Here is a 25,186-nt window from a genome sequence, read left to right as displayed (position 1 = left end):
GCTTGCTTATAAACTAATTGGCGACGTACTTCATAAAAGCAATTGTCGCTTATCGCACTAGCTAGTTTGTGGTTGGCCATCATGCCAGCTATATTCAAATCTTCTATTACCACTCTATTCGTGAAAGGTAATGCTGGTTTACCTTTTTCTGGATAAACCCCGGACGTTTTATAAACAGTAAACGAGTCTCCTTGCTTTTTAGTTTTCTTTTTTGGGAACTCTGCCAAGCCTTTACGCCATTGATTGAAAGCATTTTTCAAGTCTTGAAAAGCTGACTGATATACGGTGGAAGGGTATTTTTTCATCCACGCATATTCAGACCTTTTCATTACCACTTGCGTGAAGATTTTTTTAATCGCATCAATGCGCTTAGAGTCACTGGCTGGGATATTTTCAAATCCCCAACTTGCTGTGAGGAGTTGGAGTCCAAAGTTATAAACAAACCTGCGATAGCCAGCCCCGCCGCGCATCAGAGAAATTTCTCGATTATTTAGTTTTAATTCTCTTTTGAGTGCGTACACGACAAAAGCTGCTTAAATTCGTTTATTTTATTAAGTATAACCTGACCCAGAAGTATATGTTAATTCTCGCGCCGACGAGCGGCGCTCTCTACAATGTGTTCCATCCAGCGTCGCCCGGTCAAACAGCCAAGTCATCCGAAATGATATCACGGAATGTCCGGAAATGTCCAGGTTAACTACTACTAGAAAATTACTCCACATAGCTCTCAGCAATCTGCTCAATAACCTCAAATCTGTAACTTCTCGCAAACTTCGACAGGAATTTACGGATTACCTAGCAGCGTTTTACTGGAAAGATGTTTTCACCGAATGGCTCTTATTTTGCTGCCAGTTGCGGTGGAGCAACCATTTCAACCCTTAAGCAGTACATTGAAAACCAAGATCGACCTGAGAGCTTGTGTAAGACCGAATAGCCGTAAGGTGAAAGGGCAACGAGCTGTGAAGTTAGAAGCCGACACTTACTCGTTAGAGAAGTGTCGGTAGTTCACCCTTTATCCCTCATCTCTCTGGGATGATGGGGACGGCAGGGGCTACCCCAGCAAACCTGTCCCGCAGGCAAGTTGCGAAACACACTGCTGCGGGCACCCACAACAGCATTAGCGCCTATTTTCACTCCTGGCCCGATAAAGCAATCAGTTGCCACCCAAACACCGTTACCGATTTCAATACTCTTCGTTATGAGGGCAAAAGCTGGGTCTTGAATGTCGTGATTACCGGTACAAAGGTAAGTTTTTTGCGAAATAATGCTGTGGCGACCGATGCTAATGCGATCGAGACTGTAAAAAACAACGTCATCTCCAATCCAGCTGTAATCCCCAATTTCGACTTTCCACGGATAGGTAAAACGCGCTGTCGGTCGGATGACGACGCCTTTGCCAATTTTAGCGCCAAACAGCCGCAGCAAAGCCGCTCGCGGCGCGTGCAGATTGTGGGGAGTCAGGGGAAACGCGATCGCTTGCACCAACCACCAAAGCAACACATACCAACCCGGACGACCGCGATCGAATCCAGATTGGTTGTATTTGCGTAGATCGATCCAAGGCTGTCCATCCAGCAGAGGCAATTCAGTCTCACTGCTTAGATACGATCCAGAAGTAGCCCTGTCAGAACTGAAGTCAGGAGTAGCAGGCGTCATGGTTTCATCTTCAAAGCATCGCGAGCGAACAATTAACAAATAACTTTGTCGGAAATAGCGGTAATTGAATTTCTGTTTAATTACTTTTAGGGATCTGCGAAACCTCTTGAGCAGGGTTAACCGACTTAGGCGAAACGTTCAAATGACCGCCAAAACGCCGTAACTCATAAAGTTTTATCCCTATTTGATACTCGTACTGACTCATTAATCTCGCATAAATGTACCCTGCTCTACCATCTAAAAATCCGAGTTGAATAATGTAGGTAATCATAAATCTCAGTGCGGGTTTAAAAGGTAACCAGACCCAAACTTTTCTGAGAAAGCGCTTGCGTTGCACCGGATTGCGGATGATTCTGATAAATCTATTTAATCGATCGCTATCGTCATTAATCGTTTCCAAATCGTCCTTGCCCATGAGAAAATTAAGATAAAGGCGAGCTTCCCAATTGGAATAGCGATTGTGTCTTTCCAGCCATTGGTAGATATCCCGAAAATCTATATGCAGCATATCGTTTTTGAGATATCCCACCTGACCTTTGAGGATGACGTGTTCGTGAACTTCGTTATCGCCGGTATTGGGAACATCTTCTGTTTTCAGATTTTCGTAGCGGCCTTTTTCGTGTTTCAACAAACGCAAATTCCAGTCTGGATATCTGCCGCCGTAACGAATCCATTGACCTAGAAAATATACTCGCCGGTTAATGTAATAACCGTTATAATCGGGATTTTGAATAGCTGCGGCAATCTCTTCCCAAAGTTTTGGGGTAATGCGTTCGTCGCAATCAACAATTAGTACCCACTCATTATGGAAAGGTAAATTGTCCAGAGCCCAGTTTTTCTTTTTAGGCCAACGACCGTTAAAGTAGAACTGAACTACTTTAGCTCCATAGCTTTCGGCAATTTCGACGCTGCGATCGCTGCTTTGGGAATCCACTACAAAGACTTCATCTGCCAGTGCCACGCTTTCCAGACAGGCAGGCAAATTAGCTTCTTCGTTTTTGGCGGGAATCAAAACAGAAACTGGTATTTTAGATGGTGTAGCAGTCATGATACAAAGTTATAATGGTAGGTTGACCTTTAGAAGTGAGTCAGTTTCGTCGCGCTCTTTTGAAATATAAACTCTTCATCTATAACAACTTTTTATCCTCAAAAGCCAGTAATCCAAAACAAGCTATTCAAAGCACCCTGCTAGATGGGAACGGGTTACCTGGCAGCTTGGCCCGCTAAGATCGGTTAGCCCCTGTAGGTAGTTTTAGCATTCCCTGGATAACAGCACTTAAATATCCAATCTGACCGTATGTATACACTAAATTGTCAAAACGTTGGGCAGGATCGCCCAAATACTTTAATGATTTGTACAAACCTCGGATCGATCGTTCGGTTCCCCGTCCCAGCTGAGCCAGACCAGCACGACCTGCGATTTCTTCCCGGTAATACTCGCTGATCCCTTGCCACCAGCTGCGGTTGAGAAACCAGCTTTGGTTGAGGCGTTCGGGAGCAACGTTGTGACCTACCAAAGCGTCGGGGATATAGGCTACCTGCCAACCTAGCTGAAGAGCTTGTTCTGTCATCAGCAGTTCTTCGTTAGATAACAATTTTTTCCCAACTCGGCCCAGGTTAACATTGAACCCGCCGATCCGCTCTAGGAAAGTACGGCGAATGGAATAGTTCAAGCCTCTGGGAGTAAGGCCGGGGTTTTGGATATAAACAACATTATCGCCCAAGTCATAAGCTCCCAAATTTCCCGCCAAACCTTCAGAAAGCCAAGGTGGCGGTGTATAACCTTCTGGCCAAATCAGAGTGACTTTACCACCGGCAATTGCCAGTTTTTCGTTATCTCGATAGGCTGCGTACAGGACGCTGAGCCAGTGGGAGCTAGCCACAGCATCATCATCGAGATAGGCGAGAATTTGGCCGCTAGCTGCGTGGGCACCTGTATTGCGTGCGACAGATAAACCGGTAACGGGTTCGTAGATGTATTTCACTCCCGATCGCGACTCTACAACAGCGCGGGTGCGATCGCTCGACGCATTATCCACCACCACTATTTCAAAATCCGCGAAATCCTGTGCTAGCAAGCTATCAATAGCAGCGCCCAAATAGCTATCTCGATTGTGAGTGCAGATAATGGCAGAAATTAAAGGCATAAACTCAATCACCTCTGTTTCGATCGAAAATATCGCCGTCGCCTGGATATCACAGTGTTTGGATGTGACCTTGTACAACGGTGAGAACCTCAGCTAGCTCGGTGAGATGAGTTTCTAATTCCTGCTTGCGAGCGAGCAGATGTTGCAACTTTTGATACCGTGCGATCGCCAAACTAACGCTGGGCACTTCCTCTGGCGGACAGGGACGAGACAGCAGCTTGCCGTCGGCATTCCGATTTACTAGACGATATCGACCAGCGTTACGATTTTGGGATGGGGAATGAGAAACTCGCCCTCTCCCTTTTTGACTTCGCTCTACAGTCGGCGCTGCTATCGGTGTTTGAGCAGACTCCGACTCCAACCAACCTTCGATTATCGGCCCTTCCAGATAAATATCTTGAATTTGCCGCAAGATTTGTCGCAATTCACTCTGCCATCGCGCCACCACCGTTTCCATTTCCTTGAGCAGATTCATTGCCAAGTAGGGGTTAATGCCGTTGCGGTGGCTGGTAAATCTGGGCGATTTAATTTTGGGTAGCGCGGGTGTCTTTCTCGCTTGCTTTTGTGGCAGGGATACAGATTCCACCGACCGATCGCTTGGGATAGGTTGGTGGGTAGTTAGCGACTGCGATTTCGCACTATCAGTCCGAGATCCCGACTTCAAGGGCAGCTGCTTGTCTTTTGAGAGACTTTGTGTTGTCTGCTGGCGCAATGTCGGCTCCATCTTTTGTAACTCTGGTTTCATAGTAGCCATGAGACCGATTGGGTAAAATCCAAGCTAGAGAAGTAATTTTCTCTTAGAGCCTACCTGAAAAATCCGATTGAAGGTTACATACCGCACCATAAATCAAGATCGAGATCTTTGTTCGCGTTCAATTTTTGGATCGGCTCTTAATGTAGGGTAGGCAGTGCCGACTCTACACGATATCTATCATGACAGAACCGCAAAAGCGAGTAATTTTGGTGACAGGCCCTGCACGGTCTGGTAAAAGTGAATGGGCGGAAATTTTGGCCCAAAACTCCGGCAAATCCGTTATCTATGTAGCTACCGCACAGGTCGATCGCACTGATTCGGAGTGGCAGCATCGCATCCAACAACACCAGTACCGACGCCCTTCTGATTGGCTTACTTTGGAAGTGCCAGTCCAGTTGGCGACAACAATTGGCGAGGCGGCGGAGACGAGTTGCCTGTTAGTAGATTCTTTGGGAACTTGGGTGGCTAACCTCCTGGATCGAGATGCCGCGTCCTGGGAGAACACCATAAAAGAGTTGCTGCAATATATAAATAATTGTACCTGCGATGCCATTTTTGTAGCGGAAGAAACTGGTTGGGGTGTGGTTCCTGCGTACCCCTCCGGTCGGGAGTTCCGCGATCGTCTCGGTGTCCTGGTGCGTAGAGTCAGTGCGATCGCCGATCCAGTTTATTTAGTCACCGGGGGTTATGTTTTGAACTTGAGCGTTTTGGGCGATCGTCTCCCATCCTAGAGATCCAACTAGATCGGTAGAGCGATCGAGCCAAAAACATAGATATTCTTCTCTAGGGGCGGGATCGTCCTCTGGCTAACCATTCCTAACTCCTAATTTATGATTGGAGATAGATGACCGATAAACGTTAACATACATTTACCAGGGTAAAAGTAATCCTTTTGTTGCTCTCGCAATCACCCACTAGCAGGAAACCCGTTTAGGAAAATAGAGATTACATTGAGAATAAGTTCTTGTATGCAATATGGGATCGACAACTCCCTGGATGCTACCGAGGGAGCGGTTAAATTTATGGCATCGGCAAATGAAATCAGGCAATATCTTGCTTATTGGTTTCAGTTAGGCAAGAAATTAATCATTAAGAACGGTCAGGAAGCCCTACTTCCTAAAAAGGTGATTGTAAGCGATCGCTATAGCGATGAATTTGAGGAATGTTGGCAACAAATTCTCTCTCCCGATTCAGGGGACTGCTACTTAGAAGGGACAAACGAAACCATTGCCCAACTGCTGACGCCACAGTGGGAAATGAACAGCTGCGCTCGCTGTTCTATGCCCGTTCCCGTGCGGAAAGTTGGGATGCCCCCGCTAGCCTGTCCTTGTTTCGATCTAGGTGGCTGGCCTAATACAGAGGCTCCTTCACCCCGATCGCCAATTGACACTCAGGCACATCTGAGCCAAATTCGCGATCGGCTATTAAAAAACAAATAAAACTTTAAAGCACACTACGAAAATAAATTTAAAATGGCAAATTTCAAATTTTTGATTTAAAAATTTACAATTTGTTACTTTAAATTTATAATTGTTTTTATTTGCGGCGAGGAACATCATAAGTTAGGAAATCATAAGCCATTTCTGTATTCGGAAAAATCGCCCGCGCTTCCAATAACAAATCGTTCAGTTGAAGATCGTTTCCAGGTGCATAGCGGGGACTAAAATGAGTCATAATCAAAAGTTTTGCACCCGCCCCTAAAGCTACTTGTGCTGCCATTGTTGATGTAGAATGCAATCTCTCAAAAGCAAGCTGAGCATCTTGATGGGCAAAAGTAGCTTCGTGAATTAACACATCCGCATCCTGCGCTAATTCCACAGCACCATCGCAATAAACTGTGTCGGTACAATAAACAAATTTGCGCCCAATTTCGGTTGGCCCGCACAAAGAGGCACCATTAATTTGACGCCCATCTGGTAGAGTAACTTGTTCTCCGCGTTTGAGCCTGCCGTAAATAGGGCCTGGAGAAATGCCCAATTCAGCAGCTTTTTCCACATTAAAACTCCCAGGTCGGTCTTTTTCCATTACCCGATAACCGAAAGCCGTAACGCGGTGCTTCAGAGGGCCGCAAAATACAGTAAATTCCTCATCTTCATAAATAAGTCCAGGTTGAACCGTATGTACCTTAAGGGGAAAAGAAAGATGAGTATAAGAGTAACGCTCGCAAGCTCGCAGGTATTCATTTAGACCGGGTGGCCCGTAAATATCGATTCTAGTGGGATGACCGGCCAAACCGTAAGTTGCCAAAAGACCCATCAAACCAAAAATATGATCGCCATGCAGGTGAGTAATAAAAATGCGAGTAAGTTGGCTGATTTTGAGGTCGCTTCGCAGCAGTTGGTGCTGAGTGCCTTCACCGCAATCAAACAACCAAAATTCTGCCCGCTGAGGCAGGCGCAAGGCAACGCTAGAAACATTGCGCGATCGCGTCGGTACACCGGAGCTTGTGCCCAAAAAAGTAATCTGCACGGGCTTTTAGTTAACCTTATCCGAATTTCAATAACATCTCTATTGACATATTAGCTAGGAAAAAAACTTTTTCTTTACCAATGACCTGAATTGCGTTATGCTATTGGACTGTTCGGACGCTGCCAGCAATACCCATACTTGTAACCTCATTTAGCAGCCGTGTGAGGAGGTTTTTAGCAAAATGATGCCTATACGTTTGCTCATGGAGCTTATTTCCACAAAACTAAACCAGTCCATGCCGCAAAAAAGGCCAAAGCTGTGGCTATCGGTGTTATTCTGGATTGCGCTCGTTGCTCCCGCACAAGCGGCATTGGAACTGCGAGTCGCCATTGAAGAAAATGTCGGCCAGGTCAAAGTCGGCAGCTCCACCAAAGCAATTGTCCGCGATGCCGCCGGTCAGCCGCTAGGAGAAATTGCTCCGATGAATGCGTTCCAAGCTCAGGCGAGCGGCAACGGAGTGGCGCTGGATCGGTGGCGTTCCAGCTCGGTCTGGATTGAACCCCAAAATAACGGCTACGTTTGGATAGGCGATCGCTGGTATCGGGGACGCACGCGAGTTGTGTTCGTAAATAACGGTTTGACTGCGATCAACTACGTCGATTTGGAAAAGTATCTCTACAGCGTGTTAGGCGGGGAAGTATACCCCAATTGGCCCCTAGAAGCTCTCAAAGCTCAAGCAGTAGCCGCCCGCACCTACGCACTTTATCAGCGGCAAACGAGAGGCAACAGCATCTACGATTTGGGGGATACGATCGCGTGGCAGGTTTATAAAGGCGTAGAAAGTGAAGCCCCATCCCTCTACTCCCCAGTCGATAGCACCGCAGGTCAAGTCCTGACCTACAAAGGTAAGATTATTCTGGCAGCATTCCACTCCTCATCTGGGGGACATACCGAAAACGTCGAAAATGTCTGGTCAGACAATCTGCCCTACCTGCGCGGCGTTCCGGACTTTGATGGCAATACTCCTGAAGCCCAATGGGTGAAAACCATCTCCCGCGAAGAACTCAGCCGCCGCATCGATGGTGTGGGCAACGTGCTGTCCATGACACCGGAACGCACCTCCCCAGTCGGACGCATCATTACCATGAAAATTATCGGCGATCGGGGAGCGCGAACGATCAGCGGCCCTGCTCTGCGGAGGGCATTGGATCTGAGAAGCACCTGGTTCACTGTCACCCCTGACGGCGAAAAATCCCTACCCAGCTCTTTCCGAATACAGGGGCGCGGTTACGGTCACGGTCTCGGTTTGAGTCAGTGGGGAGCTTACAGTATGGCTCGCCAGGGTGCTAACTACCAGCAAATTGTGCGTCACTATTACCAGGGTACGACTCTAGGCAAAATTAAAGTGGTGAACTAATTCAATTGGCTAAATAATTAAAAGTTCTGCCTTTTTAAGGTTTAATTATTTAGCCGTCTCTGCCATTCCGTATCAATCTGGTCTTTACGCTCGATATCCTGTTCGAGCAAATCTGTTTCGGTCGTATAAGCTAAATCTTGACGATCGATAATTGTTTCGGCAGCAAATTGACGAGCGTAGGCAATTTTTTGCTGTAAATTGGCACTGGGTTGGTTCAGTTGCATAACTCTTGCTTGGCGCTGTTGATTGCGGAAGGCAATCTTGCCGTTGCGCCATTGAATCCAAAAATAGCGGATAAAAGGTACAGCCAGGAAAGCAATACCGTAACCCAGCAGCAGCCAATAAATTGATTGAACAAGGGCAACAAGTCCGCCCAATTTGGCCGCAATCGTCCCACCAGCCAACAGGTTCCCTAATACCAAAGCGCCTACCAAATTGAAGGCTCCCAGTCCGGCTGAGAGGATAATTTGTCCGGAACTGGCAGCGCTGAAGCGCCAGGGTAACTCTTGCAGATATGTCGGTACTACCTGGGGATGCTGCTGGGCTGCCGTTACCTGCAAATCGGGGAAGCGATAGACGATCTGTCCTTCGGGGCTGACTTCGGGAAGCCCGTTGAATCGAGCCAGTACAGGCAACATATAATCTTCGTATTCTTGCGAATATCCTGCCCCAATATTGTCTAAATAGGGAGCAATTTGTTCGGCGACCACAGCTCCCCCGTTGTTGCGGATGGCTGTGGCGATTTCTTGCCAGCGGCGTGCTTCTAAATTGGCATTGGGATTGCCATCACCGAATAGGAAAGAGAAAACGGCTTCCAGAAAATTCATCTGGGGTTTTTCTCGCCGCCGATATTGGTACTGGGGACTGTCGTAGTCGGGATAGAAAACCCAAAACCAATCTGGGCCAAACCAATAGTAAGGGATAAAGATTGTACCGCCGCCAGAGTCGCTGCTGCGGGAATCATCGCTGTCGCGGCTGGAATTAACGGTAATGAGGATAATGGCGATCGCGACAAAAATCAGCACGATCGAAGTCAGCAAAACTAGCCCGAAACTAATGCGGATTAGATAAAACAATATTTTCCAGGTTTTTTGCCACCATTCTTGTAGCCGCAACCGCAAAAACTTGTTTCGCAAAATCGCCCGGAAATTTTCAGGAAACTGGTAAACAATTTCCCCCGTTTCTGCCACTTGCAAATGTCCGCCGGCGTCGGATGCTAGGGCTAGCAATCCTTGCTGGGCTACATTTAAATCGAATCCTGCCTTTGCCGCCACATCCCCTACGGTCACGCGGTAATGCAGCTGTTCGACAGCTTGCATAATGCTGGGATTTGCAGCCATATTTTGCCTCGACGGTATTGAGCTTCTATTTTCAGTATAAATTTATCCAAAATTCGAGATGGGAAAGCCGGGAACACTACCCGATCTGGTCTTAAGTCGCAACAATCGATGGGTAGGGCTTTCAAGAGAAAATTTTGAGATATTAGAGTGAATGTCAAATTTGACAAGGCTCCAGACGCTTTGCGTTCTGAGCGGATTTGCGATCGCTCTCTCCTCACACCCTCCTGAAAGTGTAGTTTTATATGAATTGGATTATCCAGCATGGGCGGAAAATCTTGAAAAGCTTATCCGAGCTATTTACGGCTGAACTTTTGCGGGCGGGGGACAAACCTCTGTCGATCAGTTCGATCGTCACGCTGATTTTGTTAGCTTTGGCTGTCTTTTTCATTTCCAGAGCGCTAGGCGAGTGGATGAAGCGGGGGCTCCTAGTGCGTTTGAAACTAGATAGGGGAAGTCGAGAAGCTATCTCTACTGTCATCAGCTATTTCCTCTCTGCTTTGGGTGGTTTGATTGTGCTGCAAACCGCAGGCATAAATCTCAGTTCTCTGGCTGTATTAGCTGGAGTTTTGGGAATTGGATTTGGTTTTGGGCTACAAAATTTAGCCAGTAATTTTATCAGCGGATTGACGCTCCTTGTGGAACAACCGATTAAAGTCGGCGATTTTGTTGAGGTGGAAGGGTTATTGGGAACTGTAGAAAACATTTCTATCCGTTCTACGATTGTCCGTACTATCGATGGAGTTTTTGTAATTGTTCCTAATATTCGTTTTGTTGAAAATCATATTGTTAACTGGACTTATCGCGATCCCAAGTGCTGTATCCATGTTCCGGTCGGCGTTGCCTACGGTAGCGATCCAGTATTGGTCACAGAGGCACTGCTAGCTGCTGCTCGTATGGAACCTGGGGTTTTATCCTATCCATCGCCCAAAGTGTGGTTTAAATGTTTCGCGGAAAGTACTCTCAATTTTGAATTATTGGTTTGGATCGACCAACCTGCAAATAGCGAACCGCTCAAAAGCGCTTTAAACTTTCGGATCGAGCAGGAATTACGTCATCGCCAGATCCATATTCCTTTCCCGCAACGGGAACTCTGGATTAGAAATATAGAGGAGTTAAACACGCTGGTTCATCAAACTGGCGGTACGGAAGTTTCCAATAGCAATGTAGCTTCCCAAAAGACCTCACCGTCAGAAACAACTCATCCATTGCCGAAATCGCCTAATAACTTAAATCTGCGCGAATTGTTGCGGAGGGTTACTTACTTTGAGTCTTGTAGCGATCTCGAACTGCGGCAGTTAATTGAGTATGGGTATCGACAACTTTTTCCGGCAGGACAGATTGTTTGTCAAGAAAATGAACCAGGTGACTCATTTTACATCATTTTGACAGGTTCTGTGGAAGTTTTTTCGCAGCGGGCCGAGAAATATATCGCCACGCTTCACGATGGGGAGTTTTTTGGCGAGATGTCTTTGCTGTTGGGAATTCCGCGCTCAGCGACGGTTCGCACCTTATCGGACACGATACTGTTTGTTGTAGACCGAAATGATTTACAGAAGTTATTAGTAGAGCATCAGGGTTTAGCAGATCAAATTGCCCAAACCCTTTCCGAACGTCAACAGGCGCTGCGAGACTTAGGCTTATCAACAGCAGATGCCTCGCAGGAGACGCCTTTTATATGGATACGCAAACGCATTCAAAGCCTTTTCGGTATTTGAGCGAGCTAGGAACTAGCCTCTAGCTTCTCTGCAATTACCTCTGGTGTTTTAAAAATGTTTCGATACAATAAGAGTTAGGTAGGTATGACCTACACCAAGAAACCATACACCTGTAGCGGTGGAAAGATGGCCATAGCTCTGCTATCGACTCTGAAAATCTTGGATGGTAATGTGTACTACCGTGGGATCGTACTAAACATAGGCATCATTAAAAAAATGCACAGTAACAATTGCAATGTGGTTGGTAAAGCCTATTTATGAACCCACCAAACCTGAGAAAAAGCTTATAACCAAACAGAATGCAACAATCGCAAGGATGGAAGCTGTGCAAAGACTTCAGTCTGTCCACCTGAAAGCGAGGGGGTCTTCAGTGTGATTGCTATATCAAAGCGTCCGACTGGGCGCACTTGGGCTACCATCAGCTTTGCTTCTACCCTCTACCTTTGTCCGATTCTGGATCTGCTGGTGGCGGAAATTCCCGACCAATGGCAGCTAGAAGTTCGACTGGGATTGCAAGAAGCTTTGGTGAATGCTGCCAAGCATGGAAATAAACTCGATCCCAGTAAAACAGTTGTAGTGCGATTTGCAACGATCGCCGATCACTACTGTTGGGTGATCTCCGATCAAGGATCGGGATTTAGCCCTTGTTGTAAGTGCGAGATCGATCCCGACGAGCATTTGCCTCCAGATGAGTCAGAATGCGGCAGAGGCTTATATATTCTGTACAAAGTGTTTGACCAAGTGAATTGGAACGCTGAGGGAACAGAGTTGAGCCTCTGCAAGCATATTAAGACTCGTTACAAACTACCTCTATTTCGCTAGGGGCAGAGCAAGTGCAAAAGTCCAAAAGTGGTGAGTAAAGATTTTCTTGTACTCCCCCGTTCAGTCGATCGCTTACTGGCGATCGCCATTGTGACCGTGCGTAGGGCACGGAGGTGCTGATATTGAGCGATCGAGCCAGCCGGATGCTTGGTTTAGTCTCAATAGCGCTTCTTCTGGGTTATCTTTGAGCAATAAGACAAGGGCGGCGGCAACTTGCTCGCTCGCACGCGCTTTGCGGTTAGATTTGAGACGGTGCCAGTCGTTACTAGAGATGGCAAGCCGTTCCATTAGCGCTTGAGCTAATTCTAGGGTGCTAAATTCATTTAGCCGATCGGATTTAAGAAGTTGTGTCGGTTCGGGCATACTGATAACACATTTGCATTTACCCTTACTCTACTTTATGAAGCCCGATCGAGAACCGTCCCAGCGATCCCCAAACGAGTCGGCAGACTTTGAACGAGAATTTGTGCAAGGACTTGAGGAAGTTGAGCGATCGCTCCAAGCGCTCCAGGAACGCTACGCTCAGGTGCAACAAGATAAACAGCGACAAGCTGAATTAAAACATCGCTACGAGGATGTGCGTCAAGAACTCCGCACAAACCGATCCCCGCAACTTAAAGCCGAATTGCAACAAATTCAACAGCAGTTGGAAATCTTAGAAGTTAATCTGGAAAGCAGTTTGTTCTCCTGGAGTAGCTTGAAGGAGCCTTTTTGGATGGCTGTGCGCTTTGGCGGGATCGGGATCGCGATCGGTTGGTTGCTGAAATCTTGCAGTGGTTAGCATTCATGTTTTGGGGATCGCACCAGCTGCTTGCAAAGCTTTCCAACTGCGAGTCGAACAGGTATCGATCGTCAAACTTGCAATTGGCAACCACTGAATTCCTTTCGATCCCACTTCGCGATCCCCAGTCGCGCTGAAAACAGGCTCATCCTCAACAGAGCATTTGTAAATGATACTTAAAGAATGTAACAGTTTGCCTCGCCAATTAGGGAAAAAGTTTTCCACTATCGTTAAAAGTTCCTCGACTCGAAATTCAGTTAAACCAGTTTCTTCCCTAATTTCTCGCTCTAACGCTTGCATCATCGGCTCACCCGGTTCCAGTCCGCCACCGGGTAAGTCCCAAAGGTCGGGTTGTGGGCCTGTCATTTTATGAATCATCAGCACTGCGTTAGATTTTACGAATAAACCGAGTATGCTAATCCGTAATCGAATATCTTTTTCCATAGGATTAATGCCTTAAATACCTAGTAAACTAAAGAAGTTGACCGCAATTAATTTTTAAATCCAAAATCCCAAATCCCAAATCCAAAATCGATATGACTCGACGCATTGCTGAAGTACTCAAAAATGGCCAACCCGATGAATCCGTGAAAGTTCAAGGCTGGGTTCGCACGAAGCGGGAATTGAAAGAGTTTGCCTTTGTTGAGGTAAATGATGGCTCATCTTTGGCGAACTTGCAAGTAGTCTTGAATCCCGATTTGCCAGATTATGCTAAAGTGCTGAAGCAGCTGAACACTGGCGCATCTGTGGAAGTTGAGGGAGTGCTGGTGGCTTCTCCGGCGAAGGGACAGCGGATCGAGTTGAAGGCGTCAGCGGTAACAGTATACGGTGAAGCCGATCCGGAAACTTATCCGTTGCAGAAGAAACGACATTCGTTTGAGTTCTTGCGGGAAATTGGGCATTTGCGATCGCGCACTAATTCTTTTGGCGCTGTGTTCCGCGTTCGCAATGCTTGTGCGACGGCTATTCATAAGTTTTTTCAAGAGCGCGGTTTTATGTGGGTTCACGCACCCATTATTACTGCTAGCGATTGCGAAGGTGCAGGGGAAATGTTCGCGGTTACCAATTTTGATTTAAATAATGTTCCTCGCACGGAAAAGCAAGCAATCGATTACGGTAAAGACTTTTTTGGACGCCCTGCTTATTTAACTGTCAGCGGTCAGTTGGAAGCTGAAGTTATGGCGATGGCGTTTACGAATGTTTATACGTTTGGGCCGACTTTTAGGGCAGAAAATTCCAATACTTCCCGTCACTTGGCAGAGTTTTGGATGGTAGAGCCTGAGATGGCTTTCTGCGATTTGTCAGGAGATATGAATTTAGCGGAGGAGTTTCTCAAATACATATTTAAATATGTGTTGGATAACTGCGCGGAAGATATGGAATTTTTCAATCAGCGGATTGATAATTCGGTTTTGGCTACGGCGGAGAATATTATCAACAATGAGTTTGCGCGGCTGACTTACACAGATGCGATCGCACTTTTGGAAAAGGCAGACAAAAAATTTGAGTATCCCGTCAGTTGGGGATTGGATTTGCAATCGGAACACGAGCGCTACTTAGCTGAAGAGTTGTTTAAAAAGCCCGTAATTGTCACCGATTATCCTGCCAAAATCAAAGCTTTTTATATGCGGTTGAGTGACGACGAAAAGACAGTGCGAGCGATGGATATTCTCGCTCCCAAAATAGGCGAAATAATTGGCGGTTCCCAGCGGGAAGAACGCTTGGATGTTTTACAGCGACGCATTGAAAGTATGGGAATAAATGCTAATGATTTATGGTGGTATTTAGATTTGCGTCGCTTCGGTACAGTTCCTCACGCTGGGTTTGGTTTGGGCTTTGAAAGATTGGTGCAATTTATGACGGGAATGGGCAATATTCGGGATGTGATTCCCTTCCCCCGTGCGCCGCAAAGCGTGGAATTTTAGGAGGAAAAACGATGAGTATGAGCGAAATTTCTGTAGAGGAATTGGCAGGAATCTTGGAGAAAGATAACCAATGGTTAGCAGATCATTACGACGATCTGATCCAAAAGTACCCTGGCAAAACGGTTGCCATTGAAAATGGGGAAGTTGTTGCTGTAGGAAACGACTATGGCGACGTATACCGTCCTTTCTTAAAAGAGAAAAGATTGGTGATGCCATTAGTGGTAGAAGTGCCGCATCCAGACGATCGGCATGATGGCGTCCTGCTTTCCTTTCGATAATTTTATGACTCTAATCAGATTTCCATACAAACGGATAGAAGGAAGTTTACAGCCAATTATTCCCATCGGAATAAAGTTGGAAACTTCCTGGTTTCCGATTAATGTATATGTGGATTCCGGGGCAACTTATACGATTCTCAAAGCTGAGATCGCTGATGAATAGGGGTTAAATTACCGGACGGGAAACCGAATTAATCTGCAAGTGGGAACTGGGAGTTTGATGCCAATCTATTTGGACGATTTGGAAGTGCAGTTAGGCACAGAACGGTTTGTTTGTCCAGTCGGATTTTCGGCTAATTTGGGGGTGAAATTTAACGTTTTGGGAAAGACGGGGATATTCGATCGATTTAGGGTTTGCTTTCAAGAAGCGCAGGCAGTTCTGACTTTTGAAGTTGAGAATTGAGGGGAGACAAAAGCTTATCTTGGTCTTCATTGTCGATGCGATCGCTTTCGTCGAGCTTGCTGTTCCTACCGATGAAAGCTTGCGGATTGGGTGCTAGCAGCTTCTCTAATTGCCCCATTCTTAATGCTTCCGCAGTTTTAGCAATCCCAAAAATGCGAGGTAATTGACCGGTTTCAAGCAATACTTTTCTAACTTCCCAGTTGGATATATCTGCCAAATTCCTATTACTTTGAATAGCAATGATAGTAGCTATGCCGACACCCTGACCGACAGCAGCGTTAAATTCAACTATTCTGCCAGCAGCAGTTGCATAACCTTCAAAACCGGAAGCGGGACTGACAACTGCCAAGTTACGAATCTGGTTAATTAATGCGTGTTGAATCCCCACATTAAACACAGGCATCTGAAAATTGAGACCTTGCGACCATCCATTTTCAATAGCTCTTGGACTGATACCTGGGATACCGCCGCGCATATCAAAATGATAGGCAAATGTAGCTAATGCTTCAGCGGGAGATACGCCACCTAGAAGCATTTTTGTACCAGTGAGAGGTTCGACAACGCCAGTAACATTGCCAGCGTGTCTGATGTACACTTCAGATGCGGAAGTAACAGAAGTAGCGCCGAGACTCTTAAACCATTTTTCGACATAAGTTATTTCTTGTAACATTTTAGAAGTAGGTTTAGCACCACTTCTGGCAAGAGTTTCTGCTTCTGAAGCTTTGATGTCAAACAAGAGAGCGTTCCAGGAAAGGCGATCGTCAGAAATTACTCCTATATTTCCCTCATCTAAAATTACACCAGTTTCAGGTAAAAATAACTTAGTTCCTCTGAATGAATGGTAAGCTACCGATAAAGCGGGAGAGCGGATATCAATATAATCTCGACCAGCATAAAGAACTTTAAGATTGCCTCTAGGTTCCACCATTTCGCTTCTGAGTTGTTCTGCAAGTTTGGCATTATAACCAGCAGCGTGTAGCAGAAACTTTTGTGATTCTACATCGGCAATATTTGTGAAGCGTTTGAGATAGCTATATTCGATTTCTTTGAGTCTTCTAACGCTAAGTCCCTGTGTTTCAAAAATCACGCTGACGCAAAGTTCTGATTCCGGCAAACCGAAGGTTTCAAATCCTTTGAGTTTGCTCACACCAGCAGCTTGTGCTAATTCGGCATTCACAGTCGCATCGATAAATTGTTTGCCATAATATATAGTTCCTTTGGATGTAGTTATACTGATAATTTTTTGACCTTGTTTATTGACAGATGAAATAGCCACATTGCTGAGGAGCGCCACGCCAGCTTCGCTCAACATCTGCTTGAGAACTGTATTAGCTTTGCGCGGGTCGAGACCCACAATACTAACACCAGCTTTCTGCAAAAATTCTTTGTAAATTGCCGCAGGCGAACCAAAGGTATCTAAACCTAAAGAGTCTCGCAAACTTTTATCAATTTGACTGCGATCGAGATAAGCAAGTCCTCCTCTGACTAAATGTCCGCCAATACCTTGCTGTAAATTAGCTTTGGACATTAGTAACACTCGCGGATATTTTTTAGTACGACGGCGATATTCCCTGGCGGCAGATATAACGGCAAATACACCAGGAATTTCGTCACCAAATCCGATGACATCGTAGAAAGCTTCGTTGCTTGTCATCGTTGAATGACCTCTATTTTTAGTTCAATATTTAGTACTTACATTGCCGAAGTCATTCGATCGGGAAAATTTTTGTGCTAATCTTAGATCCTGGACATTAAATGAGCAGCAAGAGGAAATTTTGTGTTAAAGTATATGAATACGCATAAACTTTAATTTGAGGATAAAACAATGTTGGCAAAGTGCTATGCGATCGGCGATGAAGAATTAATGGAAATCATATCTTCAGGTAAGATAGATCCGTGTAGCATATAGTTTAAATTGTAAAGAAGCTACTGTGAGATACGAGATTATTTTTTCACCACAAGCCGAAGAAGATATCGCTAGACTCAAAGCAAGCGATCGCGCTAAAGCCTTCGATGCAATTGAAACCTACCTCAGATACGAACCACAGAAAACCAGTAAAAGCCGTATCAAGAGACTTCGAGAAATGGAAAGACCTCAGTACAGGCTACGGATTGATGACCTGCGAGTGTTTTATGATGTAAGCTACACTGATGAAAGTGGAACTGTAGAAGTTCTCTGTATTAGGGAGAAATCTGAGGCGATGGAATGGTTAGCCGAATATGGTAGGAGAGAAGAATGAAACAAGTATCGATCGAAGAAATAAAAAACGACCTCTCAGGCTATCTGCAAATAGCTGAGAAAGAAAGTGTTATCATTACTCGCGATGGACAACCTGTGGGAATTTTAATTGGTTTGGAGGATACTGAAGACTGGTGGGAAGAGTTGTTATTACGAGATCCGCGCTTTGAAGCAGAAGTTGCACAAGCACGTCAGAGTTTGAGGGAAGGCAAAGGTATTAGTATGGAGGAAATGAGAGCAAAATATGGTGTTTAAGTTAAAATTTCAGCTTGTCTCTACTCAACATTGTTCTTCATCGTCTTGTGTTAAAATTCGTACAACAATATTTGTATCAACTGCAATCATCCCACTGCTCCTCTACACCCTGACGAATAGCATCTTCTAAGTCATCGATGCTTTTAGGTTTTCCTTGATATTTCAAACACCCTGCCACATTCTCTAACTTAGTTTCCCTAAAAGGATTTTTCGGTTTTAAAAGAATGCCATCTCCCATATCAATTGCGATTAATTCTTGCCCTGCTTCCCAGCGATGAGCATCTCGCAAAGCTTTGGGAATAATGACTTGACCACTATTTGATAAGCGTGTGACTTCCATTGAACAAACATCTCAACGAGTAATAAATTTGTCAGATAAGCTATCTATCTCTTACATAGCCTTATCCCATTCCAACTGATGACTTAAACCATAAGTAATAAAATCTTCTTCTTTAGCTTTATCGTTTTTGCCAAAAATACCTAAGCTGTAAGGATTTTCTTGCAGGCGATCGCTCACTAATTCCTGTTCGATCTTGATTACTTCTTCTCTTGGCTTATCGGTTTTAAAGAAATCAACTACCAAAACAGTTCTTTCGTAATCGGTGTAATTATGCGGACAGTGAGGATAGCTGTGATCTAAAACCATAAATTCCCCTTCGTGCCAATATAATTTATCGTGGCATATTTTCATCGCTATATCTCCAGGCGGCACAATTAATCCTAGATAGCCGCGATTCATATGCGGATTATAGTTGACATGAAGTTTCACATCCAGACCTGGCATAAATGTCCCGAAATACACATTTCTGATAACATTGTCATTGTCTAAATTTGTTTCTTCTACAACCTGAGTTAACTTGGGAAAATATCGCGCTCTTAATTCCTGTGCTTTTGCCGATACATCCTCTGATTCATACTGAGGATATTCAATTTGATGAAATTGAATATATTTTTCGATCGGCATTCCTTGAAATAACACCCCAAAAGCCTTATACTTGGAATTGCCTTTCGTCTTAATCGTTTTATTTTTCGGCCCCATCACATCAAAAACAAACTGCAACTCTGACTCAGAAGCGTTTGAATTAAAGTAAGTAAACTCATCTCTAATGGCTTGCCAATTTTCTTGCAGCTTGTCCAGAAAAGGAAATTGCTTGGGGTCTAAATGATACTCGTTAAAAGTTGTCATTGTCTTATCTCCTTGCTGTACTTTAATTTAACCTGCTATAATTTCTAGCTAAAAGTTTTATTTTAGACAATCCGATCGATAATTAGTTTAACCGATCTTAGCAAGAGGTTCTGTGTCTGAAACTCCCGTTCTGGATAGAATTATTAAAAATGTCCGCGTAGTGCGTCCCCATTCATCATCTGTGGAGTCCCTGGATTTAGGAATCAGGGATGGGAAATTTACCCAAATTGCGCCGCAAATCAGCCCTGAGACGGCAAAAGAGGTGTTCGACGCGGAAAACTTGCTTGGTTTTCCAGGGGTAGTTGATGCCCATACGCATATCGGTATCTATCAACCGCTCGATCGAGATGCGATCGCAGAAAGCCAAGCCGCCGCAATGGGGGGCGTAACCACTACCCTCAATTATATCCGCACGGGTCAGTATTACCTGAATAAAGGTGGTTCTTACAAGGATTTTTTCCCAGAAGTTCTCGCTTTATCAGAGGGCAACTTTTTTGTCGATTATGGCTATCATATCGCGCCAATTAGTCCTCAACATATCGATGAAATGCAGTGGTTATTCGAGGAACATGGGGTTGCTTCCTTCAAAATTTTTATGTTTTATGGCGGTTATGGTTTGCACGGTCTTTCCGACCAACAGAATTTATTTCTAATGATTAATAAGGACGATCGCTACGATTTAGCTCACTTTGAATTTATCATGCGTGGGTTGACTAAACTGCGCGAAAAATACCCCACGATGCAGGATAGAATCAGCCTGAGTTTGCATTGTGAAATGGCTGATATTCTCAATGCTTATACCAAAATCGTACAGCAAGATTCCACCCTCACCGGACTAACTGCTTATAGTGCTGCCCGTCCTCCCCACTCCGAAGGTTTAGCAATCTGTATTGCCTCTTATTTGGCGCACGAAACTAACTGTATCAACATCAATTTGTTGCATCTCAGTTCCCGCAAAGCAGTCGAAGCAGCTTTGATGATGCAAACAACTTTTCCCCATGTTAACTTTAAGCGAGAAGTCACAGTCGGTCATCTACTTTTAGATGTAAATGCTGCTACAGGTAAATGGGCAAAAGTTAATCCTCCCATTCGACCTAGAGAGGATGTAGAATATTTATGGAATGCCGTATTGCAGGATAAAATAGATTGGATTGTCAGCGATCACGCCTGCTGTTCGGCAGAACAAAAAGCGAGTTTGAGAGATCCAGATAATATTTGGTTAGCTAAATCTGGTTTTGGCGGTACAGAATATTTGCTTTCCGGAGTTATTAGTGAAGGAAGCAAACGCGGACTGTCTTACAACCAAATTGCCAAGCTACTTTGTTGGAATCCCGCGCAAAGATTTGGCGTGTTGCAAAAAGGCGATATTGCGGTTGGATATGATGCCGATTTGGTGTTAGTAGATCCCCACGAAACATTTGTTGTTCGTGCTGCTGAATCGCTTTCCCAACAAGGCTATACTCCTTTTGAAGGTATGGAGTTAACGGGAAGAGTTAAAAGCACGTTCTTGCGGGGGGATTTGATTTACGATCGCGGACAGATATTAGGTTCGCCGCAAGGGCGTTATTTGAAGCGAAATCAACCTACTTAGGGTTTTTCTTATTATCTCGCGTCTCAGTAAACATCATCGTGAGAACCAAGGGTATGTAATAATATCGCTTCTTCTTGCGATTCTGTATGCGGTACAAATTCAAATATTATCCGGTTGCTATAATCAATAGAACATGACCACGTACCAGACAAATCTCCTTTGAGTTTATGAGTTCCTAAACTAGAGTGAAACGGATCTTCAGCTATTTGTTGTAATGTGCTTTCAACCAGAATTCGTAGTTGTGGATTTCGACGCGATATGCGTTTGAAATCTCGAATGAATCGCGAACTCCACAGCAATCGCATCAATTATCCAACTCCTTTAAAAGATCCGCAACCGAACCACTACGTACTTTTCCTTCAGCATACTCTTGACGCGATTCTGCAACCGCCTGTAATATTTCAAGCCTACGTGGTTGTTTGAGTCGCTTATCGATGATATCGATGAGGATAGCTTGTTCATCGGGAGATAGTGCTTCTACTACCTCAATAGCTTTTTGTAAGGTGGATGTTTTTTCTGCCATGTTCATCGGTGGAATTGGGATAATTTTATTGTAAGCGATCGCGAAGTTCCTAGTATTGCTATTTAGTCGAAAATTTGCTAAACTTAAAAAATGGCTAAATATTTAACTATTAGTGAAGCACAAGCAAAACTGCCAGAATTACCAGATGAGTTGACCGACGATCTCGCGATCGTCACCAATAACGGTCAACCTGTGATGGCAGTTATTAGCTATGAACAGTTGACATCTCTTTTAGAAACTCTTGATATTCTTTCGGATTCCGAGTTTGCCAATCGGCTGAAAGAAAGTATAACCCAAGCAGAACGAGGAGAAACAATTTCTTGGGAGGAAGCTAAAAGGAAATTAGGGCTATGACAAGTTCAAGTCCAAACCTTTCGGAATACATAATTGAATTGACTCCTTTAGCTTTGGAAATGTTGGCTGAGGTGAAAGATCGTCGCGAACAACAAGCTTTAAGCGATCGCATCGATAAACTCAAAACCGATCCAGACAAACAAGGTAAACCTTTAGTAGATAACCTTCAAGGTTATTTTAGCGTGCGGGCTGTCGGTCAGCGCTACCGAATTATTTATCGAATTGTACAAGAGCGAGTGGTTGTTTTAGTCGTAGGAGTTGGTAGGCGAAAAGAGGGTGATAAAAAGGATATTTATACAATTATGGAGCGATTGTTAGCAGAGTAGGTAGGGCGATCGCACTCACTATTATGATAAATAAAAAAGAGCGATCGCACTTTATACCAGATTTCATCAATATGGCTTAATATCTATTTTATAGACGTTCGATCGAGGAATACTCAGTTATGTCAGATACGACAGTAAAAGATAAAATTCTCAAGGCGGTAGAGGAAATGTCGCCGGACGTTACTTTTGAGGAAGTGATGGAACGCCTTTACTTTTTGTACAAAGTTGAACAAGGTTTAAAGCAAGTAGAAACTGGTGATATTATTTCCCATGCAGAAGCTAAAAAGCGGATTAAAAAATGGCAATCATAAACTGGACAAGTCAAGCTTTAGCTGATTTGGAAGCAATTGGCGATTTTATTGCGCGAGATGCACCGAGTTTTGCACAGGTATTTGTGGAGCGGGTATTTCAGGCGGTAGAACGTCTGGAAAATTTTCCTCGTTCAGGACGTATAGTTCCAGAATTTGGTCAAGAAGATATTCGAGAAATTATTTTTGGTAGTTACCGGATAGTATATTTAGTGAGGGAAGATGAGGTAAATATTTTAACAGTATTTCATTCATCAAGGCTGCTTAGGCTTTCTGACTTAGTGAACGAAACTGCTGAGTAAAATCGTCCAACTCCGCTAATAAATCTGAAACTGAACCGCGACGCACATTACCTAAAGCATAATCTCGTTCCGACTCAGCCACTTCTTGCAATAGTTGTTCGCGAAGCTGTTGTTTGAGTCGCTTATCGATGATATCGATGAGGATAGCTTGTTCATCGGGAGATAGTGCTTCCACTACCTCAATCGCTTTTTGTAAGGTGGATGTTTTTTCTGTCATGTTCATCGGTGGAATTGGGATAATTTTATTGTAAGCGATCGCCAGCAGACTAGAAACCCGGTTTCTTCAAGAAACCGGGTTTCTGGAACCGCATCTAATGCTTACCCATTCCCCTCGATCGCAGCCAGTATCTTGGCAAAAAGTTAAATCAAGTTCTATAATAAACGTACATAATTCTGTACATTAGCTGATGCTTTCTTACAAAATAACATCTCCAACAGATGCCAAAAATGACTTGTTTAAGTTGTTAGATCTGGTAGTAGAAAATCATCAGGTCTATATCATTAACCGTCCTGAAGGCGAAAATGTAGCTTTAATCGCTGAGTCAGATTTGCTAAGTTTGGTTGAGACGGTTTACCTTTTGCGATCGCCTGCAAATGCGCGTCGGTTAATGGATGCGATCGAAGAATCAAAAACAGGAAAGATCGAACCGCAAACTATCGCAGAACTTGAACAGAAGTTGGGGATTGACAAAGAAGAAAAAAAAGAAAGCTGAACTTACCCCAGTGTTAGCACTCCCGTTGGAAAATCTACTACTAAACGTCGAGTTTTTAACCACTGCAAACCTATAATTATTTCAGGAATTCCTTTTCCCTTCAATCATATACTGCCGCAAGTTCCTGTTTCATTCAAACGACGGATAATAACTTCTTCTTTGGGAAGATTTTCAAGAAGTTTTTGGATCGCAACTAATTCATCTTCTTCAATAAAATAGTCTCCACTATTGGGATCTATAACGATGTACCAGTTGTAGTGAGTTGCCATCAATTCATCACGAACTCGCTCAAATATAGGACGACAACGCTGCCAACGTGCTTCGTTTTCTGCTTCCTGTTTGGCTTTTTCTTGGGGAAAAAGAGGATATTTTTTATATTTTTCAGGAATGCGGCGTGGTTTCCAAGCTAAAGGTGTTTTTACCATATTTTTTATTTTTCCAGCCTACAATATGCAAATTTTAGCATATTGCCAGCAGACTAGAAACCCGGTTTCTTGAAGAAACCGGGTTTCTGGGTTCAGTCACCAAACTTCTTCTCCTTCTGTTAGGTTTCGTCATTAAACTAAAGTATATTTTGATATTCCTAACATTCTTAATCCTCTTCATCGGGTAAAGTTTCAATTTCATCCGCAATTAAATCCGGTAAATCTTCTGTATGTACGTGCAAATGCGAGACAGCACCAGTTAATTCGGCGAGAATATCGCCTTTTTGATCATCTGTTAGATTAGGTAATTTTAGCTGCGTTAATAGAAATAGCACTGTTTCGCATTCTTCTGCTAATTCATTTAACAAAACTGACAAAGTAGAATTAACTTTTAATGGTGTCTCAATTTTTGTAACCATCACTATGCCTCGCCAACCACGTCAGCTACAATCAGGATATTCCTACCACGTTACCACTCGCTGCAATAACCGCGAGTTTCGCCTGACTCGCTTGGAATGTCGGGAAGTATTCCTTTTCGCGATTAAAAAAGCGCAGCAAAAGTATGGGTTTAAACTTTATGCTCTCTGTATTATGAGCAATCACGTTCATTATTTACTAGAACCTACAAAACCGGAAGATTTACCCAAAATTATGCACTGGTTGAATTGGTATACTGCGATGTGCTTTAATCGAATGTTGAATCGCACGGGGCATTTTTGGGAAAAACGCTATCACAGTACGGGTTTTGCCAATACCGATAAACGTCGCGCTTTGAATACTTTACGCTATATTCACGCCAATCCGAAAGCGGCGGGAATTCAGCCTGGTTTTTTCTACGATTTCAGCAATTATGGCATTCACGATAGATTAGGTAATGATGGTATCACCCAATGGCATCCCGCTTTTTTGTCACTGGGTAAAACATTAGATGAATGCGCCGCAAAATATCGCGGTTTTTGTAAAAAATATCGCCCTCTACCAAAATCAGAGAAGAAAAATCTTATGGGTAGTCGTCTGCTGGGGGGAATGAAAATTAAAGCCAAGTCGAAAAAATCCTCCCCCGGACAGATGTGCTTTCCTTGGGGTGAGTGGGAAGCAACTGACCCGGAAATTGCCGCCGTCGCAGAAACGTTCGTTCAGGCTAATTCCTATTATCCAACCTCGGTGCCAGGTATCGGAAAGCCAGAACCCTCATAACTTCGTGGAAATTCCCTCTGTTGTAATTCTTAATATTTTTCCGAAAGCCTTATAGGTTACAATTCATAAGTCTCGACGCGAGAGAAAATACCCCCACACAAACCCCCCCCCCCCCCCCCC

General features: G+C 44.3%; 36 protein-coding genes and 2 pseudogenes. 20 read left to right on the top strand and 18 right to left on the bottom strand.

The window, feature by feature from the left end; genetic code table 11:
• A pseudogene (locus H6G03_RS37440) lies at positions 1 to 521 on the bottom strand (hypothetical protein); the annotation flags it as partial.
• A gap of 30 nt (positions 522 to 551) precedes the next feature.
• Positions 552 to 722 carry a hypothetical protein gene (locus H6G03_RS30950; protein WP_206756653.1) on the bottom strand — a complete coding sequence of 57 codons (171 nt, stop codon included), beginning with the start codon at positions 720 to 722 and terminating at the stop codon, positions 552 to 554.
• Here H6G03_RS30950 and H6G03_RS39895 point away from each other — a divergent pair.
• Positions 721 to 934, top strand: a pseudogene (locus H6G03_RS39895) (transposase); the annotation flags it as partial. The gene H6G03_RS30950 and the pseudogene H6G03_RS39895 overlap by 2 nt on opposite strands.
• Positions 935 to 1,005: 71 nt before the next feature.
• Here H6G03_RS39895 and hpsU read toward each other — a convergent pair.
• The 4 genes from hpsU to H6G03_RS30925 form a co-directional block, all read right to left on the bottom strand.
• A complete protein-coding gene (gene hpsU, locus H6G03_RS30940) occupies positions 1,006 to 1,656 on the bottom strand; it encodes a hormogonium polysaccharide biosynthesis acetyltransferase HpsU (RefSeq protein ID WP_190473635.1) in 651 nt (216 codons plus the stop codon).
• A 76-nt stretch (positions 1,657 to 1,732) separates the two neighbouring features.
• A complete protein-coding gene (locus tag H6G03_RS30935) occupies positions 1,733 to 2,704 on the bottom strand; it encodes a glycosyltransferase family 2 protein (protein WP_190473633.1) in 972 nt (323 codons plus the stop codon).
• 175 nt (positions 2,705 to 2,879) lie between these two features.
• Positions 2,880 to 3,803: a glycosyltransferase family 2 protein gene (locus H6G03_RS30930; protein WP_190473643.1), complete on the bottom strand. Its 924-nt coding sequence runs from the start codon at positions 3,801 to 3,803 to the stop codon at positions 2,880 to 2,882.
• A gap of 49 nt (positions 3,804 to 3,852) precedes the next feature.
• The gene (locus H6G03_RS30925; RefSeq protein ID WP_190473631.1) at positions 3,853 to 4,557 is read right to left on the bottom strand and encodes a hypothetical protein; all 705 of its coding nucleotides are present in this window, start codon (positions 4,555 to 4,557) and stop codon (positions 3,853 to 3,855) included.
• Positions 4,558 to 4,736: 179 nt separating this feature from the next.
• Here H6G03_RS30925 and cobU point away from each other — a divergent pair, with 179 nt between their 5' ends.
• Both cobU and H6G03_RS30915 read left to right on the top strand, forming a co-directional pair.
• On the top strand, positions 4,737 to 5,288 hold the full coding sequence (gene cobU, locus H6G03_RS30920; RefSeq protein WP_190473629.1) for a bifunctional adenosylcobinamide kinase/adenosylcobinamide-phosphate guanylyltransferase: 552 nt from the start codon (positions 4,737 to 4,739) through the stop codon (positions 5,286 to 5,288).
• Positions 5,289 to 5,579: 291 nt separating this feature from the next.
• Positions 5,580 to 5,996 (top strand): hypothetical protein, encoded by a 417-nt coding sequence (locus H6G03_RS30915; protein ID WP_190473627.1) that lies wholly within the window; start codon positions 5,580 to 5,582, stop codon positions 5,994 to 5,996.
• Positions 5,997 to 6,093: 97 nt separating this feature from the next.
• Here H6G03_RS30915 and H6G03_RS30910 read toward each other — a convergent pair whose 3' ends face one another.
• Positions 6,094 to 7,026 (bottom strand): ribonuclease Z, encoded by a 933-nt coding sequence (locus H6G03_RS30910; RefSeq protein WP_190473625.1) that lies wholly within the window; start codon positions 7,024 to 7,026, stop codon positions 6,094 to 6,096.
• Positions 7,027 to 7,228: 202 nt separating this feature from the next.
• Between H6G03_RS30910 and H6G03_RS30905 the strand changes: the two genes are divergently transcribed.
• Positions 7,229 to 8,383, top strand: coding sequence for a SpoIID/LytB domain-containing protein (locus H6G03_RS30905; RefSeq protein WP_190473641.1), 1,155 nt, complete (start codon positions 7,229 to 7,231; stop codon positions 8,381 to 8,383).
• A gap of 41 nt (positions 8,384 to 8,424) precedes the next feature.
• On the opposite strand, the gene H6G03_RS30900 is transcribed toward H6G03_RS30905, so the two are convergent.
• Entirely contained in the window at positions 8,425 to 9,723 is a 1,299-nt protein-coding gene (locus tag H6G03_RS30900; protein ID WP_190473623.1) for a hypothetical protein, read from the bottom strand.
• Between the two features lie 242 nt (positions 9,724 to 9,965).
• Here H6G03_RS30900 and H6G03_RS30895 point away from each other — a divergent pair, with 242 nt between their 5' ends.
• The 3 genes from H6G03_RS30895 (at position 9,966) to H6G03_RS30885 (ending at position 12,260) form a co-directional block, all read left to right on the top strand.
• A complete protein-coding gene (locus H6G03_RS30895; protein ID WP_190473621.1) occupies positions 9,966 to 11,438 on the top strand; it encodes a cyclic nucleotide-binding domain-containing protein in 1,473 nt (490 codons plus the stop codon).
• Between the two features lie 84 nt (positions 11,439 to 11,522).
• Complete coding sequence (locus H6G03_RS30890; protein ID WP_190473619.1) at positions 11,523 to 11,699, top strand: hypothetical protein; 177 nt, start codon at positions 11,523 to 11,525, stop codon at positions 11,697 to 11,699.
• Between the two features lie 111 nt (positions 11,700 to 11,810).
• A complete protein-coding gene (locus H6G03_RS30885) occupies positions 11,811 to 12,260 on the top strand; it encodes an ATP-binding protein (RefSeq protein WP_190473617.1) in 450 nt (149 codons plus the stop codon).
• Between the two features lie 72 nt (positions 12,261 to 12,332).
• Here the strand turns inward: H6G03_RS30885 and H6G03_RS30880 are convergent, their stop codons facing one another.
• Positions 12,333 to 12,623, bottom strand: coding sequence for a DUF6439 family protein (locus H6G03_RS30880; protein WP_190473615.1), 291 nt, complete (start codon positions 12,621 to 12,623; stop codon positions 12,333 to 12,335).
• A 37-nt stretch (positions 12,624 to 12,660) separates the two neighbouring features.
• Here H6G03_RS30880 and H6G03_RS30875 point away from each other — a divergent pair, with 37 nt between their 5' ends.
• A complete protein-coding gene (locus tag H6G03_RS30875; RefSeq protein ID WP_190473613.1) occupies positions 12,661 to 13,041 on the top strand; it encodes a DUF2203 domain-containing protein in 381 nt (126 codons plus the stop codon).
• 3 nt (positions 13,042 to 13,044) lie between these two features.
• On the opposite strand, the gene H6G03_RS30870 is transcribed toward H6G03_RS30875, so the two are convergent.
• Complete coding sequence (locus H6G03_RS30870; RefSeq protein ID WP_190473610.1) at positions 13,045 to 13,485, bottom strand: NUDIX domain-containing protein; 441 nt, start codon at positions 13,483 to 13,485, stop codon at positions 13,045 to 13,047.
• 92 nt (positions 13,486 to 13,577) lie between these two features.
• Between H6G03_RS30870 and asnS the strand changes: the two genes are divergently transcribed.
• Genes asnS through H6G03_RS30855 form a run of 3 tightly spaced genes read left to right on the top strand, consistent with a single transcriptional unit; the run spans position 13,578 to position 15,407 of the window.
• The gene (asnS, locus tag H6G03_RS30865; RefSeq protein WP_190473608.1) at positions 13,578 to 14,966 is read left to right on the top strand and encodes an asparagine--tRNA ligase; all 1,389 of its coding nucleotides are present in this window, start codon (positions 13,578 to 13,580) and stop codon (positions 14,964 to 14,966) included.
• Positions 14,967 to 14,977: 11 nt separating this feature from the next.
• Positions 14,978 to 15,244, top strand: a complete 267-nt coding sequence (locus tag H6G03_RS30860) for a DUF5678 domain-containing protein (RefSeq protein WP_190473606.1) — start codon at positions 14,978 to 14,980, stop codon at positions 15,242 to 15,244.
• 4 nt (positions 15,245 to 15,248) lie between these two features.
• The gene (locus tag H6G03_RS30855) at positions 15,249 to 15,407 is read left to right on the top strand and encodes a hypothetical protein (protein WP_190473604.1); all 159 of its coding nucleotides are present in this window, start codon (positions 15,249 to 15,251) and stop codon (positions 15,405 to 15,407) included.
• 184 nt (positions 15,408 to 15,591) lie between these two features.
• On the opposite strand, the gene H6G03_RS30850 is transcribed toward H6G03_RS30855, so the two are convergent.
• Positions 15,592 to 17,301 carry an FAD-dependent oxidoreductase gene (locus tag H6G03_RS30850; RefSeq protein ID WP_190473602.1) on the bottom strand — a complete coding sequence of 570 codons (1,710 nt, stop codon included), beginning with the start codon at positions 17,299 to 17,301 and terminating at the stop codon, positions 15,592 to 15,594.
• A gap of 277 nt (positions 17,302 to 17,578) precedes the next feature.
• Between H6G03_RS30850 and H6G03_RS30845 the strand changes: the two genes are divergently transcribed.
• Together H6G03_RS30845 and H6G03_RS30840 are read left to right on the top strand one after the other, a co-directional pair.
• A complete protein-coding gene (locus H6G03_RS30845; RefSeq protein ID WP_190473600.1) occupies positions 17,579 to 17,887 on the top strand; it encodes a type II toxin-antitoxin system RelE/ParE family toxin in 309 nt (102 codons plus the stop codon).
• Positions 17,884 to 18,141: a type II toxin-antitoxin system Phd/YefM family antitoxin gene (locus tag H6G03_RS30840; protein WP_190473598.1), complete on the top strand. Its 258-nt coding sequence runs from the start codon at positions 17,884 to 17,886 to the stop codon at positions 18,139 to 18,141. The genes H6G03_RS30845 and H6G03_RS30840 overlap by 4 nt, the downstream gene beginning before the upstream one ends.
• 76 nt (positions 18,142 to 18,217) lie before the next feature.
• Here H6G03_RS30840 and H6G03_RS30835 read toward each other — a convergent pair whose 3' ends face one another.
• Entirely contained in the window at positions 18,218 to 18,481 is a 264-nt protein-coding gene (locus tag H6G03_RS30835; RefSeq protein ID WP_190473595.1) for an AbrB/MazE/SpoVT family DNA-binding domain-containing protein, read from the bottom strand.
• Positions 18,482 to 18,532: 51 nt separating this feature from the next.
• On the bottom strand, positions 18,533 to 19,327 hold the full coding sequence (locus H6G03_RS30830) for an aspartyl/asparaginyl beta-hydroxylase domain-containing protein (protein ID WP_190473593.1): 795 nt from the start codon (positions 19,325 to 19,327) through the stop codon (positions 18,533 to 18,535).
• A gap of 112 nt (positions 19,328 to 19,439) precedes the next feature.
• Between H6G03_RS30830 and H6G03_RS30825 the strand changes: the two genes are divergently transcribed.
• Complete coding sequence (locus H6G03_RS30825) at positions 19,440 to 20,918, top strand: dihydroorotase (RefSeq protein ID WP_190473591.1); 1,479 nt, start codon at positions 19,440 to 19,442, stop codon at positions 20,916 to 20,918.
• A 23-nt stretch (positions 20,919 to 20,941) separates the two neighbouring features.
• Here H6G03_RS30825 and H6G03_RS30820 read toward each other — a convergent pair whose 3' ends face one another.
• Together H6G03_RS30820 and H6G03_RS30815 are read right to left on the bottom strand one after the other, a co-directional pair.
• Entirely contained in the window at positions 20,942 to 21,223 is a 282-nt protein-coding gene (locus H6G03_RS30820) for a type II toxin-antitoxin system RelE/ParE family toxin (protein ID WP_190473589.1), read from the bottom strand.
• Positions 21,223 to 21,447 carry a hypothetical protein gene (locus H6G03_RS30815; RefSeq protein WP_190473587.1) on the bottom strand — a complete coding sequence of 75 codons (225 nt, stop codon included), beginning with the start codon at positions 21,445 to 21,447 and terminating at the stop codon, positions 21,223 to 21,225. The genes H6G03_RS30820 and H6G03_RS30815 overlap by 1 nt, the downstream gene beginning before the upstream one ends.
• A gap of 84 nt (positions 21,448 to 21,531) precedes the next feature.
• Between H6G03_RS30815 and H6G03_RS30810 the strand changes: the two genes are divergently transcribed.
• From H6G03_RS30810 to H6G03_RS30795, 4 genes are all read left to right on the top strand, one after another.
• Positions 21,532 to 21,795 (top strand): type II toxin-antitoxin system Phd/YefM family antitoxin, encoded by a 264-nt coding sequence (locus H6G03_RS30810; RefSeq protein ID WP_190473585.1) that lies wholly within the window; start codon positions 21,532 to 21,534, stop codon positions 21,793 to 21,795.
• A complete protein-coding gene (locus tag H6G03_RS30805) occupies positions 21,792 to 22,121 on the top strand; it encodes a type II toxin-antitoxin system RelE family toxin (protein ID WP_190473583.1) in 330 nt (109 codons plus the stop codon). Before H6G03_RS30810 ends, H6G03_RS30805 begins: the two co-directional genes overlap by 4 nt.
• 119 nt (positions 22,122 to 22,240) lie before the next feature.
• A complete protein-coding gene (locus H6G03_RS30800) occupies positions 22,241 to 22,432 on the top strand; it encodes a hypothetical protein (protein ID WP_190473581.1) in 192 nt (63 codons plus the stop codon).
• The gene (locus H6G03_RS30795) at positions 22,420 to 22,731 is read left to right on the top strand and encodes a type II toxin-antitoxin system RelE/ParE family toxin (RefSeq protein WP_190473579.1); all 312 of its coding nucleotides are present in this window, start codon (positions 22,420 to 22,422) and stop codon (positions 22,729 to 22,731) included. Before H6G03_RS30800 ends, H6G03_RS30795 begins: the two co-directional genes overlap by 13 nt.
• On the opposite strand, the gene H6G03_RS30790 is transcribed toward H6G03_RS30795, so the two are convergent.
• The gene (locus H6G03_RS30790) at positions 22,694 to 22,948 is read right to left on the bottom strand and encodes a hypothetical protein (protein WP_242060501.1); all 255 of its coding nucleotides are present in this window, start codon (positions 22,946 to 22,948) and stop codon (positions 22,694 to 22,696) included. The two genes, H6G03_RS30795 and H6G03_RS30790, sit on opposite strands and share 38 nt — an antisense overlap.
• A gap of 190 nt (positions 22,949 to 23,138) precedes the next feature.
• Here H6G03_RS30790 and H6G03_RS30785 point away from each other — a divergent pair, with 190 nt between their 5' ends.
• Complete coding sequence (locus tag H6G03_RS30785; RefSeq protein WP_190473575.1) at positions 23,139 to 23,444, top strand: type II toxin-antitoxin system Phd/YefM family antitoxin; 306 nt, start codon at positions 23,139 to 23,141, stop codon at positions 23,442 to 23,444.
• A 104-nt stretch (positions 23,445 to 23,548) separates the two neighbouring features.
• On the opposite strand, the gene H6G03_RS30780 is transcribed toward H6G03_RS30785, so the two are convergent.
• The gene (locus H6G03_RS30780) at positions 23,549 to 23,869 is read right to left on the bottom strand and encodes a hypothetical protein (protein WP_190473573.1); all 321 of its coding nucleotides are present in this window, start codon (positions 23,867 to 23,869) and stop codon (positions 23,549 to 23,551) included.
• 167 nt (positions 23,870 to 24,036) lie between these two features.
• On the bottom strand, positions 24,037 to 24,288 hold the full coding sequence (locus tag H6G03_RS30775) for a hypothetical protein (protein ID WP_190473570.1): 252 nt from the start codon (positions 24,286 to 24,288) through the stop codon (positions 24,037 to 24,039).
• Positions 24,289 to 24,292: 4 nt separating this feature from the next.
• Here H6G03_RS30775 and H6G03_RS30770 point away from each other — a divergent pair, with 4 nt between their 5' ends.
• Positions 24,293 to 25,066: a transposase gene (locus tag H6G03_RS30770; protein WP_190473567.1), complete on the top strand. Its 774-nt coding sequence runs from the start codon at positions 24,293 to 24,295 to the stop codon at positions 25,064 to 25,066.
• Positions 25,067 to 25,186 lie beyond the last annotated feature (120 nt).

This window comes from Aerosakkonema funiforme FACHB-1375 (assembly GCF_014696265.1).
Lineage (GTDB): Bacteria > Cyanobacteriota > Cyanobacteriia > Cyanobacteriales > Aerosakkonemataceae > Aerosakkonema > Aerosakkonema funiforme_A.
The sequence above is the reverse complement of the archived record's forward strand: the minus strand, read 5'-3'. Positions and strand labels throughout refer to the sequence as shown.